Genomic DNA, 18,721 nt, shown 5'->3' with positions numbered 1-18,721 from the left:
GAAGAGTGGCTGGGTCAATAAAATTAATATTATTTTTTGCTTACCCGGGTCAATTTTCAATTAATAAAAGGGTCAAATTTCACTTGACAAAAACAAGAAAAACTAGAGGTGAAATATTTAAATTAATGCGTATTAATACTTTAACCATTCAGTAATTTAAAATTGATTTAACAAACTGGTTAGAGTATTATAGCAGTATATTTCCATAATTTAACATTTAATTAATAAGAGAATTTAAAATCTCTTCTTATTCTATATACCTGACCGGTTTGGGTATTTAATATAAGGAGGGATTTTTTTGTTATTATTAGAGACTAAAAAATTAGAAAAATGGTTTGGAGCACGAAATCTATTTTCTGATATAAATTTTAATATTTACTCAGGAGATAAAATTGCTTTAATTGGAAGAAATGGTACTGGCAAAACAACTATGATTAATATTTTATTAGGAAAAGACAAAGATTTTAGCGGGGAAGTTAATATAAAGGCCAATATTGCCTATTTGCCTCAGTATTATAATTATTCTCAGGGCCAGACTGTAGAGGAGTTTATAACTGAAAAGACTTATAATTATGGTGAATTTCTTAAATTAATGAAAAAATTTGGTTTTAATGTTGAATTTTTGGATCGTAAAATTATAGACTGCAGTGGTGGTGAGCAGACAAAGCTGCAGTTAATTAGAATTCTTGCAGCTCAAAGTGTTGACTTATTAGTTCTTGATGAGCCGACAAATCATCTTGATTTAGAAACTCGGGACTGGTTGGCTTCATTTATCGGTAGTTTTAATGGTGCAGCAATAATAATATCTCATGACCGACATTTTCTTGATCAGACTGTAAAAGAAGTCTGGGAGCTCAACCAGCAGGACTTAAAAAATTACAGCGGTAATTATAGTGCTTATAAAAAGCAAAAAGAAATTGAACTACAGCGTCAGTACAGAGAATATAGGGAATATCAGGCTGAAAAAAAGCGGCTCAAACAAAGAAAGCAAAAACAGCAGCAGTTTGTACAGAAAACAGATGGTAAAGGGAAAAGAACTGATTCTTTCTGGCATGTTACAAAAGGGATGGACAGTCGAAAGGGTCGCTTTGCCAGAAGGGTTAAAAGTCTTGACTCACAGCTTGAAAAGCTTGAACAGAAAGAAAAGCCTTATGAACACCGTCAGATCAATCCTGACTTTGACAACAAGGAAATTTCTAGTCAGATAATTGTTAAGGCCAAACAAATAACTAAGACTTTTTCTGGCTTAAACTTATTTCAAAACTTAAACTTTAAAATTGAAAAAGATAGTAAAATTGCTCTTATGGGAGCAAATGGCAGTGGGAAATCTGTGCTGCTGAAAATAATTTTAAAAGAAATGAGATTTGATTCAGGTGAAATTCTAAGAAGTTCACAGCTTAAAATAGGCTATTTTTCTCAAAAAATAAAAAATTTAAATCAGAATAATTCAATACTGGAAGAATTAAAAATAAAAAATCCTGATAAAGATGAAGAAATAATAAGGACTTTTCTGGGTTCAATGCTTTTTGAAGGCAAAGATGTTTTCAAAGAAATCAAAAATCTCAGCATTGGTGAGAGAGTAAGAGTTGCTTTTGCTGTACTTTTACTTGGGGAATTTAATTTACTACTTCTAGATGAACCCTTAAATCATCTTGATATTGAAGCAAGAGAAATTATTGAAAAGGCACTTAAAAATTATCAGGGGGCTTTTGTAGTTGTCAGTCATAATATATATTTTATAGAAGAAATTGCTCAAGAAATCTGGAGTTTAAAAAAAGGAGATTTAGAGATTTTTCCAGGTAACTATAATCAATATCAAAAATTTAAAAAAGGTGAATATAAAAATGGTCAGGATCTGACTCAGGAAATTATTCAGATGAAAAAAGCTGAGTTATATGCCCGATTAGAATCAGCAGCTGCTGAGGAAAAAGATAAAATCATTAATGAGCTTGAAACTTTAGCAGAATAATAAACTTTCTTTAAAAATATGTTGTCTATTTAATTTTATTTTTTCAAACACTTTCTTATAATATTAATAGAATAAAATTGTAATAACAGGAGGGTATATATATGCTAAGCAAAAGAAAAGATTTAGTAATGTCAGTTTTTATTTCTGATGCACTCTCATTTGGTTCTCACTGGGTTTATAGTACAGACAAATTAAAAGAAGAATACAGTGGAATTATTGATGAATATAGGGCACCGATGGCTAAATTTCATCAGGGTAAAGAAGCAGGTGATCTTTCTCACTATGGAGAACAGGGCTTTGCTCTTTTAAAATCAATTACTGATAATCAGGGTTTTGACTTAAAACAGTTTAGAGATGACTGGATTCAATATTTAGACAACAATGAAATGTATATGGATCACTCGATGCAGGATTCTTTAGATAAATTTAAATCCAGTGATACCCTTGTTGGAGCAGAGAATGTCGAATTGGGTGGAATTTCTCGCAGTCTCCCCCTCTTTTTAGAAGAAGATATTACAAAGCAGGATTTTTTGGATCTGATTCATTTAACACATAATGGAAAAGTTGTTGATCAAACAGCCGAATTTGTCTTTAAGGTGATGCAGGAAGTACTGGCAGGAAAAGACTATAAAAAAGCAATAAAAGCTAATAAAGATTTAAATGAATTTACTACAGCCAGTTTTGAAAAAATAGATTCTAAAGATAATATTGTAGAAAATGCTGATGATCGGGGTCAGGGATGTTCTATTGAGCAGGGATTTCCAATTGTGCTTGATGTGCTCTGGAATGCTGATGATCTGCTGGAGGCACTCACTCTTAATATAATGGCAGGGGGAGATACTTCCGCTCGAGCTATGGTAATTGGAGCAGTAATTTCAGCAGCTAATGGTTTGGAGTCTCTTCCCGAAGAATTAATCAGTGGTTTTAAAAAATCAGAGGCTACAAAGAATTTGCTAGCTAAATATTAAAAAGGAGCTGATTAATTGTGTCCAAAATCGCTTTAATCCATACTACTTCTGTCACAGTGGATTCATTAAAGAAATTAATTAAAAAGCAAAAGTCAGAAATAGAGATTATAAATATAGTTGATGATTCAATATTACCTCAGCTAATTAGTAATAATGCAGATATTACCCAGGTAGAGGACAGAGTTAAATATTATATAGAAACTGCTGTTAAACAGGGTGCTGATTTAGTTTTGAGTGCCTGCTCATCAATTGGCGAAATATTTGAACAGGAAAATAAAAAATATAAGATTCCTATTATGAGGATCGATTCTGCCATGGCAGAAAAAGCGGTTGACACTGCTGGAACAATTGGGGTAGCAGCTACTCTGGAGACTACTCTTAAGCCCAGCACAGAGCTTATTAAAAAAATAGCTGCTGATATAAATAAAGATATTGAAATTAAAACAGTACTGGCTGATTCTGCCTATCAAAAATTAATGGAAGGTAATGAAAAACAACATGATAGACTTCTGGCTGATAAATTAAAGCAATTAGCAGCAGAAGTGGAAATAGTTGTTCTAGCTCAAGCATCCATGGCCAGAGCAGTTAGTGTTTTACCAGTTGAGATGAGAGATAAGTTTTTGACCAGTCCTGAATCAGGAATCAAAAAAGCTATAAATAATATTTCTTAATTAAAATAGAACAGTGTAAAAGCTGTTCTTTTTTCTTTTTAACAAGGAAAAATTTGATAAACATAGAATATATATAATAGAAAGTATTCTCAAAAATAATAGATTTACTGTAAAAATATGTTATAATTAAAAATAAAGAAATATAGGGAGGCGGTAGTTTGAAAGCATTTAAAGCTTATGATATTAGAGGAGTTTACAATAAGGATTTTGATAAAGAAGATGTTTACAAAATAGGCTATTTTCTGCCCGAACTGCTGAAGGCAGATAAGGTTCTGGTTGGCTATGATGATAGAGAGTCAACTCCAGAAGTTTTTAAGGCACTGTCCGAAGGAATTACTGATCGAGGAGTAGATGTTTATAAGATTGGTTATGCTACTACTCCAATGGTTTATTATGGGACTGCAAAACATGGTTATAAAGCCTCGGTAATGATTACAGCTTCACATAATCCACCTGAATATAATGGTCTAAAAATATCTCGTGAAAACGCTCTTCCGGTTGGTTATGATTCGGGATTGAAAGAACTGGAAGAAATGATTGAAAATCAAGAAGTCAAACCTGTAGCTGAAAAGAAAAAAGGGGACATTTTGGAACATGATTTAAAAGAAGAATATATTGAATTTCAAAAATCTTATTTACCGGATCTTTCAAATTTAGATCTTTCTATTGATGTATCCAACGGTATGGTTGCTATTTTAACAGATGAAATTTTTGGCAAGGATCCTCATTATCTCTATAATGAGTTGGACGGGACCTTTCCCAATCATGAAGCCAACCCACTTGAAGCGGAAAATAGAGAAGATTTAAAAAAATTACTTTTAAAGCAGAACTCTGATTTGGGATTGATTTTTGATGGTGATGGAGATCGGGTAATGTTTTTAGATGAAAAGGGGAAGTTTATTTCTCCAGACTTAATTGTAGCTCTGCTGGCAGAGTATTATATTAAGGCAGGTAAGGGTAAAAATGTCTTATACGATATCCGAACCTCCTGGTCAGTTAAAGAAAAAGTGGAAGAACTGGGAGGAACTCCTCATATGTGGAAGGTAGGTCATGCATATGCTAAGCTTAAGCTGAGAGAAATAGATGGTATCTGTGGAGGAGAGCTTGCTGGTCATTATTATTATAAAGACTTTTTCTACTGTGATTCTGGAATGCTGACCGCTCTTGTAGTTCTTAATGTTGTGGCCAGACTTAAAGAAGAAGGGAAGACAATCTCAGAATATATAGCTGAGCTGGACAAATATGCAACTTCAGGTGAGGTAAACTTTAAAATTGAAAACAAAAAAGAGGTAATGGAAAAACTTAAAGATTACTTTTTTGCCCAGAGAAAGCCGGAAGAATTTTATGATTTCGATGGTTATCGACTTGAATATAATGACTGGTGGTTTAATGTTCGCCCTTCTAATACTGAGCCATATCTGCGGCTGGTAGTGGAGGCTAAAAATCAGGAGTTATTGGATGAAAAAATGATAGAAATTAGAGAATTGATGGCAGTAGACGAAGAATAAATTAGAGTCAAATTAATCTAACAGAAAGTAATTAAAGCTGAAAAATAGAGACTTCTTTTAGAAAGGAGCGGGTCCTATGGATATTCCTGTTAAAAAGTGGTATGAAGCTGTGCAGACTCGTTATTCTCAACAAAAGTATCTTGAAAAACCTATTAAGCCTTTTACTTTAAAGTCACTGGAAAAAACAGTTAATCAGTTAAATGAAATTTATCCTGAGATAAGAGTAGAAATATTTAAAAAATCTATTAAGGAAATTTTACCTGCTTTAAGCGGCAAATATGGTAATTTTACAGATTCTCCTGCTTTTATGGCCTTTATAATTAATGATAACGGAGAACATCGTTGGTCAAAGGCTGGTTATATTGGTGAGGCAGCTATTTTAGAGGCTACAGCACTTGGGCTTGGTACCTGCTGGATTGGAGCGCGTTTTATTCCCGAAAGATCTCGAGTAAGAGTTAACTTAAAAAGAGGAGAAAGACTGGTGGCAGTGAGTCCAATCGGATATTCATCTGAAAATTATAATCTAACCAGACATTTTATTTCCAAACTTTTTCCCCATCGGGATCGGATAAATTATAAAGATTTATGTCCTGATGGTTATGATCCTGACTGGCCTGGTTGGGTTAAAAATGCCATTAAGCTTGGAAGTTATGCTCCGTCAAGGTTGAATAGGCAGCCCTGGCGTTTCTATTATGGTGATCAAAGACTGGTTGTGGATTGTAAAGGAGAACCTTCCGCTTATAAGAGAATGGAATGTGGAATAGCTCTGCTCCATTTAGAAATTGGAGCCTTAGATGGTGGAGTAAAAGGTAGTGTTGAATATGGAGGTCTGGGTCTGGCATCTTTTATCAAAGAAGATTAGAATTTAAAAATCTATTCAATGAGATCAAAGAAAATTTTATTATTCGGATTTCATTAACTTAGAAGATCGAATTAAATAATTAGTTTGAATTAAACCGCAGATTAATTTCTGCGGTTTTTCATAATTTCACATATTTATTTGCTAAATATTTTACTTTTTTGTTCTATAATTAGAATAATGATAAAATATAGATTTCTGGGAGGAAAAGATGAGTTATAAAATATATTTAGTTGAAGATGATCAGAATTTAAATGACATTTTGGGCTCTTATTTAGAAAAAGAAGGTTGGGAGGTAGAAAATTTCCTTGAGGGAAAATCAGCCAGAGAAAAAATTATTAATGAACCTGATCTCTGGATTTTAGATATTATGCTGCCTGATATTGATGGGTTTCAACTAATTTCAGAAATAAAAAAACAAAATGAGAATACGCCGGTAATATTTATCTCGGCCCGTGATGCAGATTTAGATCGGATAATTGGATTGGAAAAAGGGAGCGATGATTATTTAGCCAAACCTTTTTCTCCACGAGAACTGGTAATTCGAGTTAGAAATCTTTTGAAAAGAGTTTATGGCAAAAAAGAAAGTGCAAAAATTTATAAATATAATAATTATTTAATTGATATAAGTGGAAGAAGAATAAGAGAGAAAACAAAAAATCAGGATATAGAACTCACAACTAAAGAATTTGATTTATTTATTTTTCTTTTTAATAATCTTCAAAAAGCTCTCAGCCGAGAACAAATAATTAAAAATATCTGGGGAGATAACTATTATGGCTCAGATAGAGTTGTTGACGATCTGATTAGAAGGCTGCGCAAAAAAATGCCGGCAATTAAAATTGAAACTGTTTATGGTCACGGTTACAGGATGGTGGAATAATAGTAATGAAATTTATTTTGAGTAAAATAAAAAATAAACCTCTTTCCTTTCAAATCTGGCTAATAACAGGGGCAGTTTTAATAATTGCTCTGCTTTTATATTCTCTTTCCCTGCCATTTATTTTAAGATCTATTATAATTTCGGAAAAATATGACAGACTGGAAGAAACTCAGGCTTTTATTATTGAAGAAGGACATTTTGATAATCTTAATCAAAGTGGAGTGCCGGACGACCTTTCTTTTTCTAAGAATGACCGTTCTAATGAAGGGCCGCCAATTAAATTTTCTCGAGTTCCACGCCACTTTATAATTGATCAGGAGGGACAGATTACTGATAATGATAATTTAAATATTGCCGAAAAAATAAAAAGGGAGATTTTAACTGCTGATAATTCAAAAAGTCGAGCAGAGTTGAGGTTAAATAATAATGAAATTATATATTATGTTTTTCAGGAGATAGATGCTTCAGGAAAAGAAAAATATCTTGTTTCCTATCTTAGAAGTCGCTACAGTGACAGTATTTTTAGTGAATTTTTTATCCGTCTGGTAATTTCTCTGGTTATCTTTTTATTTCTTGCCTGGTTAATTTCAATTTTTGTGGCTCGTTATCTTACTAAATCACTCCAGGTAATTAAAAACCAGGTTAAAAAGATTGCAAATCGAGAATGGGATCAACCTTTAGAGATTGACCGCGAAGACGAAATAGGCGAACTGGCAAGTACAATTGAGTGGTTGAGACAGCAGCTTGTAGAAAGTGACGAAAAGCAGCAGGAATTTATTCAGCAGATTTCGCATGAGATTAAAACTCCAATTATGGTTTTAAGATCTTATGTTCAGTCAATGCAGGATGGAATTTATCCCCGTGGAAACCTGCAGGGGAGTCTGGAAGCTATGGAAACGGAAAGTTTTAAAATGGAAAAACGGGTTAAAGCTTTGATCGATATCAGTAAAATGGATTATTTAAGCAGACAGAATTTGAAAATTGAAAAAATTAAGTTAGATAATTTACTGGAAAGGAAATTGCAGAAATTAAATTGGAGGCGAAAAGCTGTCAACTGGTCTTTGATTTCTAATAAGATTATATTAGAAGCTGATAAAGAAAAATTGGAGGTCATTATTGAAAATATTATTGATAATCAGTTTAAATATGCAGCTGAAGAATTAAAAGTTTCTTCAAAAAGGTTTATTAAAAAAGAAAAAAGTATAATTCAGATTAAATTTTGGAATGATGGTCCAGAAATTGAAGCTTCAGAATTAAATAGTATATTTGACAAATTTAAAAAAGGAGATGATGGTGAATATGGTCTGGGGCTGGCTATCTCTAAGGTTTTAGTAGAACTACATGGAGGAGAAATATGGGCTGCAAATGAAAATGATGGGGCAGCATTTTATATAAATTTTTATGAAAAAATAAACTCTTAATTTTTATATATTATATTTATATATTATAAATTGGTAAGAGAATAATAAGCTATGATTTAGAGGGAGGAAAAAATGAATTTTAAAAAAGTAAGTATTATAATTTTAATTATATTTATATTTGCTTTACCTTTACAGGCAGCAGAAGCATTAACTCTGGCAGAAGCAATTGATATTGCTAAAAATGAAAATTTTAATTTAAAGCTTGCAGAAATAAATTATCAAAAAGCAAAAATTAATCAACAGGCTTTAGAACTTCAGAATAAATATAATTATACAGAAACTCAAAAATTAGAAATAAATAAAAACTACTTAAGTTCAGAAAAAAATTATCAGGATAGTGAAGCAAATGTAATCAAATCAATTATAAGTCAGTATACAGGACTCTGGTTGAAACAAAAAGAAATTGAAGCACAAAGATTAACAACTAAAGCTGAAGAAAGATTATATAATGAAATGCAGGCCAGATTTGAACTGGCACAGATTAGTCAGTTAGATTTATTGGATCAGTCAAACAATTACAAGCAGGCAAATAATAGCTTAGAAAATTTACAGGATAATTATCAGTTAAGTTTGGTAGAATTTAAAACAGACCTGAACCTTGGAGACGAGAAGATTAAAATAAATGAATTAGCTGAACCAAAACTCTGGACTATTAGTGAAGAAGAGGCAATTGAGAAAGCCTTAAAAAATAGTTATTCAATTAAGATAGCAGAAATTGATTATCAGCTTGCTAAAGAACAGTATAATAAAAACAAGATTGATTCTGCTCAGGCTCAACAAAGAACTGCTGCTATGGATTTGAAGGCTGCAGAAATAACACTTGCCAAAACTAAAAAAGAATTAATAAATAGTGTAATTAAAGCATATTTAACTTTAACCCAGGCTGAAAAAAATATTAATTTAATGAAAGATAATTTGAAAAAATCTCAAACACAATACAATCAGATTAAAAGACAATTTGAGTTAGGAAGTGTTACTCAGACAACAGTACTACAATATGAGTCCACTTTACTGGATAGTCAATATCAGTTAAAAAATGCTTATTTAAATTATTATTTAGCTAAAGAGAATCTTGCAGATCTATTAAATATGGAGCCAGGGGTGACAATTAATGTACAGGAATAAAATAACTTATTTTAAAATATCTATGGCAATTTTAATAATTTTTTGTACTGCCACAGTTGTTGATGCAGAGGAGATATCTTTAAAAGAAGCGATAAGCCAGGGCCTAAATAATAATCTGGAAATAAAGCAGCAGCAGAATAATATAAATAATTTGGAAAGACAGCTCCAGACAATCAGGGCCCAGCAGGGCTGGCAGATTAAGGTTTCTTCTAATTATAGTGAAGTAATAAGTGAAGGTGAAATATTGAATGCAGCTGGAGTTCTTCAATCAACAAATAACTTAAGAACAGTAAGTGGTAGCAGTTCTACTTTAAGTATAAATAGAAATTTTGCTTCCGGTTTAAATATTACTCAGGAAGCAGTATATAATGATGAAAATGAAAGTGACTATGGAGTTTTAATTTCCTATCCTTTATTTAAAGGAGCTCCAACTGAATCTGAAAAATCATATTATCAGCAGGAACAGGAATTTTTAAAAGCTAAAAATGACCTCAATTCTCTAATTGAAAGTAAAATTACTGCCTGGTTGGGAGATTATCTCCAGATATTGAGGCTGAAGAGTAGAAAAGAAAATGCTGATTTACAGTTAAAAAATGCCCAAAAAACCTATGCGGAAAGCCAGGAATTATATAAAAATTCTCAGCTTTCTCAAAGGGAATTAAAAAGTGCTGAAGCTGCTGTAATAGATGCCGAAACTAATTATAAACAGTTAGCTAATCAGTATCAAAACTCTTTAATGTCTTTTAAATTGGCTCTTAATTTAGATAAAGAAATAGAAATAGCATTAAACAATAAAGAATATTTAAATAAAATTAGTTCGGAACTAATAAATTATCAGGATAATAATTTTGAAAATATGTATAAAAATTTGCTGAAGACTGATTATGATTTAAAATCGGCAGTGATAAATCTGAGATTACAGGAAAAACAACTGAAATGGTTTCGGGGTGGAGGAAGAACAGATATAAATTTAAGTGGTAGTTATAATTATTCTACAGATAGATCAACAGTTGGAGTAACTTTTTCTTATGACTTATTTGATGGAAGCCAGCGTGAATTTAACGAAAAGAATTTGAAAGACAATATACAGCTAGCTCAGGCAAATTTAGCAAACTTAAAAGAAAGCAAAAAATTAGTTCTGGAAAATCAATTAAGTTCTTTAAATGCTTCTCTTAATAAAAAGAAAAGTTCTATCTTGAAACTGGAAAATGCCGAAAACCAGTTTGAATTAGCCGGAGAGCAATATGATTCAGGTTTAATAACAAAAAAAGAACTTAAACAGCAGGAAATTTCATATCAGCAGAGTAAAATTTCTTATCAGGAGGCTTTAGATCAGCTTTTTATTGTAAAACTTGAATTAACAATGCTTATATATAATGATTATTTGGATATATTTAATAGGGGTGTTTTTAATGAAAAGAAATAGAAAGATAATTTTGGTTACATTTATTTTATTTGCTTTATTTAGTGCTGTAGCATTTGGCAATGGTTCGTATGAATTATTTCTTTTAAAGGCCAATGCGCAGGAAACGGGTGGAGGCCCTGGTATGGGGGCAGGTAGAGCAGATCAATCTAGTTTGGAAGAGAATGAAGAAATTGCAGTGGAAGTGGCAGAGGTAAAAAAGGATGATTTCTATCTATATTTAACCGAGAGTGCTCAGTCTGAAGCTTACGAAGAAGTTTTATTAACTCCAAGGGTTCAGGAAGTTGTTACTGAAGTGTTGGTCAGTGTTGGCGACAGTGTAGAAAGAGGAGAAACATTAATCAAAATGGATTCTCGCAGTAGTGAAATTAGTGTTATTCAGGCAGAAGCCTCACTGAAAAGTGCCAAAGCAAATCTTCAGCAGGCTTTAAATGGTCCTCGCAAAGAAGAATTAGCCAGACTCCAAGCTCAGGTTACTCAGGCAGAATCAGAACTTAAATTAAGAAAAGAAAATTATGAAAGACAGAAACAGCTTTTTGAGGAAGGTTATTTATCTCAAGAAGAAATAGATCAGGCAAATAATCAGTTAATAGCTGCTCAAAGCGGCTATCAATCAGCTTTGAAAAATTTAGAAATAACAGAAGCTGGAGCAACAGAAGAAGAAATTGATCAACTTGAAGCTCAGGTTACTCAGGCTGAAGCTCAGCTGGAATCAGCAAGATTAAGAATGTCATATACAGAAATTGCTGCTCCAATAAAAGGAATTGTAACTGAAATAAATGCTCAAAGAGGGCAGCTTTTGAGTGGGGGTACTGTGGCTATAGTCAGTAATCTTGATCGGATTAAGTTAACTGCTTATATTAGTGAAAAAAATGTTAATAATTTAATTATTGGAGAAGCAGTTAAAATTAATTTTACAGCTTTAGAAAGAGAATTTAGTGGAGAGATCAATAACATTTCTCCGAGAGCTGCAACTAATCGCAGAAGTTTTCCAGTAGAAATAATTGTAGACAACAATGATAATATAATAAAAGCCGGGATGACGGCTCAGGTTTCTATGCCAATTGATAGAGCTGAGGATTCTATAATCCTGCCGCAAAATTCTATTTTAGAAGATGTAAATGGCTACTATACATTTGTTGCTGTTAATGGTAAAGCAGAAAGAAGAAACATTCAAATTAAGCTGGAAAATGAAGATTTAGTTGCAGTTAGTTCCGGTTTAAAAGCTGGCGAAAAAGTTGTAACTCTGGGAAAAGAAAATCTTTCTGATGGCAGCAGTATTAATGTTGTCAATCGGGGGGATGAATAATGAAGATCTCTGATATTTCGGTAAATAGACCAGTAACAATAACAATGTTAATTCTGGCAGTAATCTTAATTGGGGGAATTGCACTTACCAGATTACCAATGGATTTAACTCCAGATATGGAAATGCCCTTTTTAATGATTAGAACTTCTTACAGTGGTGCAACTCCCGAAGAAGTTGAAGAACTTGTGACCAGACCTGTAGAATCAACAGTTGCTACAGTTGATGGCCTGAGCAACCTTAATTCAACCAGTAGAGAAGGTAGTTCAATGGTAATGTTAGAATTTGAATTTGGAACAAATCTAACTGAAGCCAAAAATGATATTCGTGACTTGATTTCCCGGATTGAAGCAAGATTACCTGATGGAGCAGATGAACCAAGAATAATGAGTTTTGATCCAAATTCGCAACCAATTATTGAACTTGCTGTAGCAGGAGGGTCAGCAGTTGAACTAAAGAAAATAGCAGAAGATAATATTCAGCCCAGATTAGAAAAAATTGTAGGAGTGGCATCGGCAGAAATTTCCGGTGGTCGGAGCAGAGAAATCCGAATTAATGTTGATCAGGAGCAGCTGGCAGCATATAATATTACTTTAAATCAAATTGCTGCTGCAGTAAGAGCCAGCAATCAATCCGGTGGTCTGGGAACTGTTATGGTTGGTAATGAAGAGCTTTCTGTTAGGGCTCTGGGAGAATTTGATGATTTTAGTGATTTAAGAGAAATTAAGATCCCAACTGCGGCAGGGGACGAGGTTCCCCTCACACTTTTAGCTGATCTTGAAGATGGCTACCAGGAAGTAAGCAGTATTAGCTATTTAAATGGTCAGGAAAGTATAGGGCTTTCTATTCAAAAACAGGGAGACAGCAACACTGTTTCTGTAGCCAATGAGGTTAAAAAGGCTGTAGATGAAATGAGAGAAGAAATACCAGGTGTTGATATTCAAATAACAAGTAATAATGCTGAATATATAGAGAATTCTATTTCCTCTGTGCTGCAGAATTTTATTATAGGTGGTATTTTAGCAGTAATTATTTTGTTTATTTTCTTAAGAAATTTTAGCAGTACTATTGTGATTGCAACAGCTATTCCAATTTCAGTACTGGCTACTTTTTCCCTGATGTACTTTGCAGATTTAAGTTTGAACCTGATTACTCTAGGGGGAATAGCACTTGGAGTTGGGATGCTGGTTGATAATTCTATTGTTGTTTTGGAAAATATATATCGGCATCGATCGATTGGCGTTGGGAGACTTGATGCTGCCAAAGAAGGTGCCTCGGAAGTAGCTACTGCAATTAGCGCCTCTACCTTAACAACAGTGGCAGTGTTTATACCAGTAATATTTATTGAAGATCTTTTAGCTCAAATTTTTACGCCTATGGCACTGACAGTTACCTTTTCGCTTTTAGCCTCTTTATTTGTTGCTCTAACTTTTATCCCAATGCTTTCTTCTAAAGCACTAAAGGTTAGTCAAAATGAATCAGATGAGAGTGTGAAAAATAAACGTTATATAAGATTTTATCAAAATATATTAAATAAATCTCTGCAGCACAGATATAAAATAATTTCTGTCTTTATTATTTTCTTTGTTCTGTTTGGAGTAGGAATAGCAGTTGACATTATTCCTTTAGAAACTGAATATATGCCTTCCTCTGATCAGGGTACAATTAGAGTTTTTGCAAGTATGACAGGTAATTCTACAATTGATTTAAATAATGACCTGGCCCAAAATCTTTATAATAGAGTAGAGGATATTCCGGAAATTGATATTTTAACCTCTCGGGTAAATAGCGGCAGGGTTAATTTAACTGTAGAATTGCTTCCACTTTCAGAAAGAGAAAGGGATGTTTCTCAGGTTGCTGAGGAAATTAGGAACAGGACAAAAAATATTCCTGGAGCTTCAGTAAATGTTTCTGCTATGACATCTATGATGGGCGGTAGAGGCGGTAGTGGAGGTACTGCTGTTGAAGCTCAAATTAAAGGTCCAGATTTAGACACCCTATTAAATTTGGGAGAAAAGGCAGAATCTTTGTTAGAAAAAATCGAAGGAATTCGAAATACTGATCTCAGTCTCGAAAAAGGGAATGAAGAGATTCATGTAAAAATTAATAAAACTCAGGCTCAAAACTATGGTTTTACAGATAGTGATATAATATCATATGTAAATATGGCTCTCAGTGGCAGTACAATAAGTCAGCTAACTGAGTCAGGAGAAGAAATTGATATTGTACTTAAACTTCAAGATTCGGAAAGCACCTCCCTCCGAAATCTTTCTGATATTAAACTATTTAGTACAAACGGAATAGGAGTTCCTTTATCACAACTTGCCTCAATTGATGAGGGTAGTGGATATTCTTCTATCGCCAGAGAGAATCAGCAGCGCTATATTTCAGTAAGTGCTGATATATTTGAACGGCCTTTAGGTGAGGTTCAGACAGAGGTAGAAAATGTTATGACAGAAAAATTACAGCTTCCATCAGGATATACAATAACATATGGTGGAGAAGCAGAAGATATGGCAAGTTCATTTTCTCAATTATTTACTGCTGCAGTACTTGCTATAATTCTAGTTTATATGGTAATGGCTTCTCAGTTTGAATCATTGATCTATCCATTTGTAATTATGTTTACTGTACCCTTATCTATAGTTGGTGCTGTGTTGGGACTTATAATAACAGGAACACCTCTAAGTGTTAATGGATTAATCGGAGCAATAATGCTGGTAGGAATTGTGGTTAATAATGCAATAGTAATGATTGATTATATCAATAATCGCAAAGCATATATGAACAGAAAAGAAGCTATTTTAGAAGCTGCTCCAATTAGGCTGCGTCCAATTTTAATGACAACATTGACTACAACTCTGGCGCTGGTTCCTCTTGCCCTGGGAATTGGAACAGGTGCCGAAACCCAGCAGCCTATGGCAATAGTTGTAATTAGCGGACTTTTATTTTCTACCATCTTGACCCTGATTATTATTCCAGTTGTTTATGATATTGTTGATGAAATCAGAAAGAGATTTGTTAACTGGTTAAGAAAAATAGTTCATAAAGAAGAGGCAGAAGAGTAAAAGTTAAATAATAAATTCACAAATAAAACAAAAAGGATTTAGCCAATAAATCTTGAATATTAATTAAAGAGGTAAAAAAAGTTATTAAATTGAATTTAATTAATTGGGGGTAAAAAAATGCAGTACAGAAAGATGGGTAAACTTGATGTAGAAGTTTCTGCTCTTGGTTTTGGGGCAATGAGGATGCCGATCATTGGAGATGATTCTTCCAATATTGATGAAGAAGAAGCAATTAAAATGATTCGTTATGCAATTGATAATGGTGTTAATTATGTTGATACAGCCTGGCCCTATCACCAGGGAGAAAGTGAGATTGTTGTCGGAAAAGCTTTAAAAGACGGTTATAGAGAAAAAACTTATCTGGCAACAAAATTGCCAATCTGGGAAGTTGAGGAGAAAGCTGATCTGGATAAATATTTAGATAAGCAGCTGGAAAAACTTCAGGTAGAAAAGATTGATTTCTATCTCTTACATGCCTTAAATGCAGAACGCTGGCAGAAAATTAAAGACCTGGATATTATTGAATGGGGTAAGAGAAAAAAAGAAGAAGGTAAGATTGAATATCTTGGATTTTCTTTCCATGATAACCATGATGTCTTCGATGAAATTATAGAAGGTCATGACTGGGATTTCTGTCAGATTCAATATAATTATCTGGATACAGAATATCAGGCAGGAATGGCTGGACTCAAAAAGGCTTATGACCAGGGCACAGCAGTAGTGATTATGGAACCAATTCGCGGCGGTTGGCTGGCTCAGGAACCACCGGTAGCTGCAAAAGATTTATTTGAATCAGAAAATAAAGAAAGAACTCCTGTGGAATGGGCTCTACACTGGATATGGAGCCAAAAAGAACCGGGAGTTGTTCTGAGTGGAATGAGTAATATGCAGCAGTTAAAAGAAAATCTAGCAACAGCTTCTGAATCAGAAGTAGGTTTATTGAGTGATTCTGAATTTAAAATGATGGAAAAAGCAGCTGAAGAAATGAGAGGACCAATTACCTGTACCCGCTGTGAATACTGTCTTCCCTGTCCGGAAGAAGTTAATATTCCAGAAAACTTCTTTAAATTTAATCAGGCTAAATTAATGGATAAGGGAGAAAAAATGGCTGAAGAATACTTTAAAATGGATGAGACAGCCAGAGCGAGTAATTGTGTAGAATGTGGACAGTGTGAACCCCAGTGTCCCCAGAATCTTGATATAATTGATTTATTAAAAGAAGTTGACAGTTATTTTGCGGAGATTGCTTAAATGAATAAAAAATAAATTAGATATAATCTAAGTTAGCTTTAATCAAATTATAAAGCTAAATTGTTATTAACCCGGTAGAATAATATTCTATCGGGTTTCTTTTATCTAATAAAAGAGTTATAATTAAAGAAAGAGAATTGTGACTAATAAGGAGGGTAAATTATGAGAAAATTTTTACTTTTTTAGTGTTATTTTTAGTTCTCAGTATTATTCTGCAGCCAGCAACATATGCAGAGGATTCAGGGGAATCAAAAGGCTACAGCAATTCTGCTGAAATTGAATAAGAATTTTCTGCTCCGGGGAGATTTTATTTTTCTCGGAATTTTTTTGTCTAAAAAATTACAAAAAATCACTTGACAAATCAATTTAATAAGATTATACTATGAGTGTACCAGTTAACTAGTGCACTATCAAATTTGACTGAAAGGAGGTAAGAGATGGATATTAATTTCGATGCAGCCTATCCGATTTACGAACAGGTTATAGAGGAAATAAAAAAAGAGCTGGTTAGAGGAGAACTAAGACCGGGAGAAAAATTACCCTCACAGCGGAAATTGGCCAAAAAAATTGAAGTTAATCCCAACACTGTCCAGAGAGCATATAGGGAAATGGAACAGCGGGGACTTGTTGAAACTAAAAGGGGAAGAGGTACTTTTATAAAGGATGATGATCAAGTAATGATAGAAATCAAAAAAGATATGGCAGACACAGCTGTTAAAGAATTTATAGATGAGATGATTTCGCTTGGATTTAAAAAAGATGATATTCTGGAAAAAATAAATAGAAATTTAAAGAGGAGGGATCAAGATGAGTGAAAATATAATAGAAATTAGTGGAGTAAAAAAGAAGTTTCCCGGAGTTGAAGCTCTTAAAGGAATTGATTTAAATATTCCAGCTGGAATGATCACTGGAATTGTAGGTCCCAATGGGAGTGGGAAATCAACTCTGCTTAAAATAATCTCTGGTTTAATTGTTAAAGACAGTGGTCAGATAAAAATTAATAGAAAAAATAAATATCAGCATTTGATGCAGGATATTGCTTTTTTACCGGAGATTAATCATCTTTATAAGTGGATGACAATTTCTGAAATGATTAGATTTCACGAAGAACAGTACAGCGATTTTTCTCCTAAGAAGGCTGAAGAACTGCTAAATTTTATGAATTTAAAACTTGATCAGAAGATAAATAATCTTTCTAAAGGGATGGTTGCTAGATTAAAGCTTGTTTTAGTTTTAAGCCGCAGTGCAGCAGTCATTATTTTAGATGAACCTCTGGCCGGAATTGATCCAGCTTCCAGGGAGAGAATTTTAGAAACTTTAATTGGAGAATTTGATAGCGATAATCAGTCAATAATCCTTGCCACTCATGAAATAATAGAGGCAGAAAGGTATCTGGATCATGTAATTTTTATTGAAAATGGAAAACTACTGCTGTCAGCTAATGCTGATGATTTAAGAGCAGAAAAAGGTAAATCTATCAGAGAATTAATCGGGGAGGTATTTGAATGAAAAGCCTAATTTCCTTAATTAAAAAAGAGTTTAGACAGTTGAATATATTAATTATTGTTTCTACTTTGATTATAACAGTCTGGGAATGGTTTTTAATTAGTAGAAGTGAAAACTGGCCTCAGGGTTTGAGTTTTGGACTTGGCTTTATTCCATTATTTTTCTTACCAATGATAATGCTTTTTTTGGCCTATAACTCTTATCGAAGTGAGTGGGGGAATAATACAATTTATTTATTGAAAATTTTGCCCCGTAAAGGATACGAAATTAATTTTGCCAAGTTTTTTCCTGCTTTTAGTTATTATTTAATTTTGAGTGGGGCTCTGATTTTGGTCAATATTTATTTTCATCAGGGATTTTTAGCAGGAGTATTTCGTCAAATTCCGGAAACACTGGGAAGAGAAGTTTTTAAAGAATTTCTTGTTTTAGCTTATATAACCTATCTAATAAGTGGGATTCAGATTTATTTAATAACTCAGTTTTCCTATCTGGTGGCTACATTTTTTAATCGTTTCAGGCTTTTAATTAGTATTCTGGTTTTTATTTTAAGTCATTATCTCATTTTAAGAATTGGGGGATTTTTAAACTATCTCTTTAACTGGTTGCCTGATCTACCTATAACAATTTTTACAGAAAGTCCTGCTGGAGTCAGTGAATCTACAATATATATTGGTTCAGCACCATTTATAGTAATTGTTTTGATGATGGTGGGCCTCTTTTTCTTAAATTCACGTTTGCTTGCTTCTGATGTCGATGTTTAAAA

Annotated in this window: 15 protein-coding genes; all 15 read left to right on the top strand. The window is 33.2% G+C overall.

Annotated elements, in window-relative coordinates; genetic code table 11:
- Positions 1–298 precede the first annotated feature (298 nt).
- A complete protein-coding gene (abc-f, locus tag DFR80_RS12460; protein WP_114490136.1) occupies positions 299–1,969 on the top strand; it encodes a ribosomal protection-like ABC-F family protein in 1,671 nt (556 codons plus the stop codon).
- Positions 1,970–2,070: 101 nt separating this feature from the next.
- Complete coding sequence (locus tag DFR80_RS12455) at positions 2,071–2,937, top strand: ADP-ribosylglycohydrolase family protein (RefSeq protein WP_114490135.1); 867 nt, start codon at positions 2,071–2,073, stop codon at positions 2,935–2,937.
- Between the two features lie 17 nt (positions 2,938–2,954).
- Positions 2,955–3,608 carry an aspartate/glutamate racemase family protein gene (locus DFR80_RS12450; protein ID WP_084566165.1) on the top strand — a complete coding sequence of 218 codons (654 nt, stop codon included), beginning with the start codon at positions 2,955–2,957 and terminating at the stop codon, positions 3,606–3,608.
- 158 nt (positions 3,609–3,766) lie between these two features.
- Positions 3,767–5,116 carry a phosphomannomutase/phosphoglucomutase gene (locus DFR80_RS12445; RefSeq protein WP_076545368.1) on the top strand — a complete coding sequence of 450 codons (1,350 nt, stop codon included), beginning with the start codon at positions 3,767–3,769 and terminating at the stop codon, positions 5,114–5,116.
- A gap of 76 nt (positions 5,117–5,192) precedes the next feature.
- Positions 5,193–5,978, top strand: a complete 786-nt coding sequence (locus DFR80_RS12440; RefSeq protein WP_114490134.1) for a nitroreductase family protein — start codon at positions 5,193–5,195, stop codon at positions 5,976–5,978.
- Positions 5,979–6,186: 208 nt separating this feature from the next.
- Entirely contained in the window at positions 6,187–6,858 is a 672-nt protein-coding gene (locus tag DFR80_RS12435; RefSeq protein ID WP_076545366.1) for a response regulator transcription factor, read from the top strand.
- 5 nt (positions 6,859–6,863) lie between these two features.
- Positions 6,864–8,279, top strand: a complete 1,416-nt coding sequence (locus tag DFR80_RS12430) for a cell wall metabolism sensor histidine kinase WalK (protein ID WP_076545365.1) — start codon at positions 6,864–6,866, stop codon at positions 8,277–8,279.
- 72 nt (positions 8,280–8,351) lie between these two features.
- Positions 8,352–9,404 carry a TolC family protein gene (locus DFR80_RS12425; protein WP_114490133.1) on the top strand — a complete coding sequence of 351 codons (1,053 nt, stop codon included), beginning with the start codon at positions 8,352–8,354 and terminating at the stop codon, positions 9,402–9,404.
- Positions 9,391–10,830 (top strand): TolC family protein, encoded by a 1,440-nt coding sequence (locus DFR80_RS12420; RefSeq protein ID WP_114490132.1) that lies wholly within the window; start codon positions 9,391–9,393, stop codon positions 10,828–10,830. The genes DFR80_RS12425 and DFR80_RS12420 overlap by 14 nt, the downstream gene beginning before the upstream one ends.
- Positions 10,817–12,136, top strand: coding sequence for an efflux RND transporter periplasmic adaptor subunit (locus tag DFR80_RS12415; RefSeq protein ID WP_158537718.1), 1,320 nt, complete (start codon positions 10,817–10,819; stop codon positions 12,134–12,136). The genes DFR80_RS12420 and DFR80_RS12415 overlap by 14 nt, the downstream gene beginning before the upstream one ends.
- A complete protein-coding gene (locus DFR80_RS12410) occupies positions 12,136–15,201 on the top strand; it encodes an efflux RND transporter permease subunit (RefSeq protein ID WP_076545361.1) in 3,066 nt (1,021 codons plus the stop codon). The genes DFR80_RS12415 and DFR80_RS12410 overlap by 1 nt, the downstream gene beginning before the upstream one ends.
- 117 nt (positions 15,202–15,318) lie before the next feature.
- Complete coding sequence (locus DFR80_RS12405; RefSeq protein ID WP_076545360.1) at positions 15,319–16,452, top strand: aldo/keto reductase; 1,134 nt, start codon at positions 15,319–15,321, stop codon at positions 16,450–16,452.
- Positions 16,453–16,889: 437 nt separating this feature from the next.
- Complete coding sequence (locus DFR80_RS12400; protein ID WP_076545359.1) at positions 16,890–17,267, top strand: GntR family transcriptional regulator; 378 nt, start codon at positions 16,890–16,892, stop codon at positions 17,265–17,267.
- On the top strand, positions 17,260–17,961 hold the full coding sequence (locus tag DFR80_RS12395) for an ABC transporter ATP-binding protein (RefSeq protein WP_076545358.1): 702 nt from the start codon (positions 17,260–17,262) through the stop codon (positions 17,959–17,961). Before DFR80_RS12400 ends, DFR80_RS12395 begins: the two co-directional genes overlap by 8 nt.
- The gene (locus tag DFR80_RS12390) at positions 17,958–18,719 is read left to right on the top strand and encodes an ABC transporter permease (protein WP_114490130.1); all 762 of its coding nucleotides are present in this window, start codon (positions 17,958–17,960) and stop codon (positions 18,717–18,719) included. The genes DFR80_RS12395 and DFR80_RS12390 overlap by 4 nt, the downstream gene beginning before the upstream one ends.
- Positions 18,720–18,721: the final 2 nt, after the last annotated feature.

This window comes from Halanaerobium sp. ST460_2HS_T2, from assembly GCF_003337665.1.
Lineage (GTDB): Bacteria > Bacillota > Halanaerobiia > Halanaerobiales > Halanaerobiaceae > Halanaerobium > Halanaerobium kushneri.
Note: the sequence above shows the minus strand (reverse complement) of the source record. Positions and strands in the feature narration are given on the sequence as shown.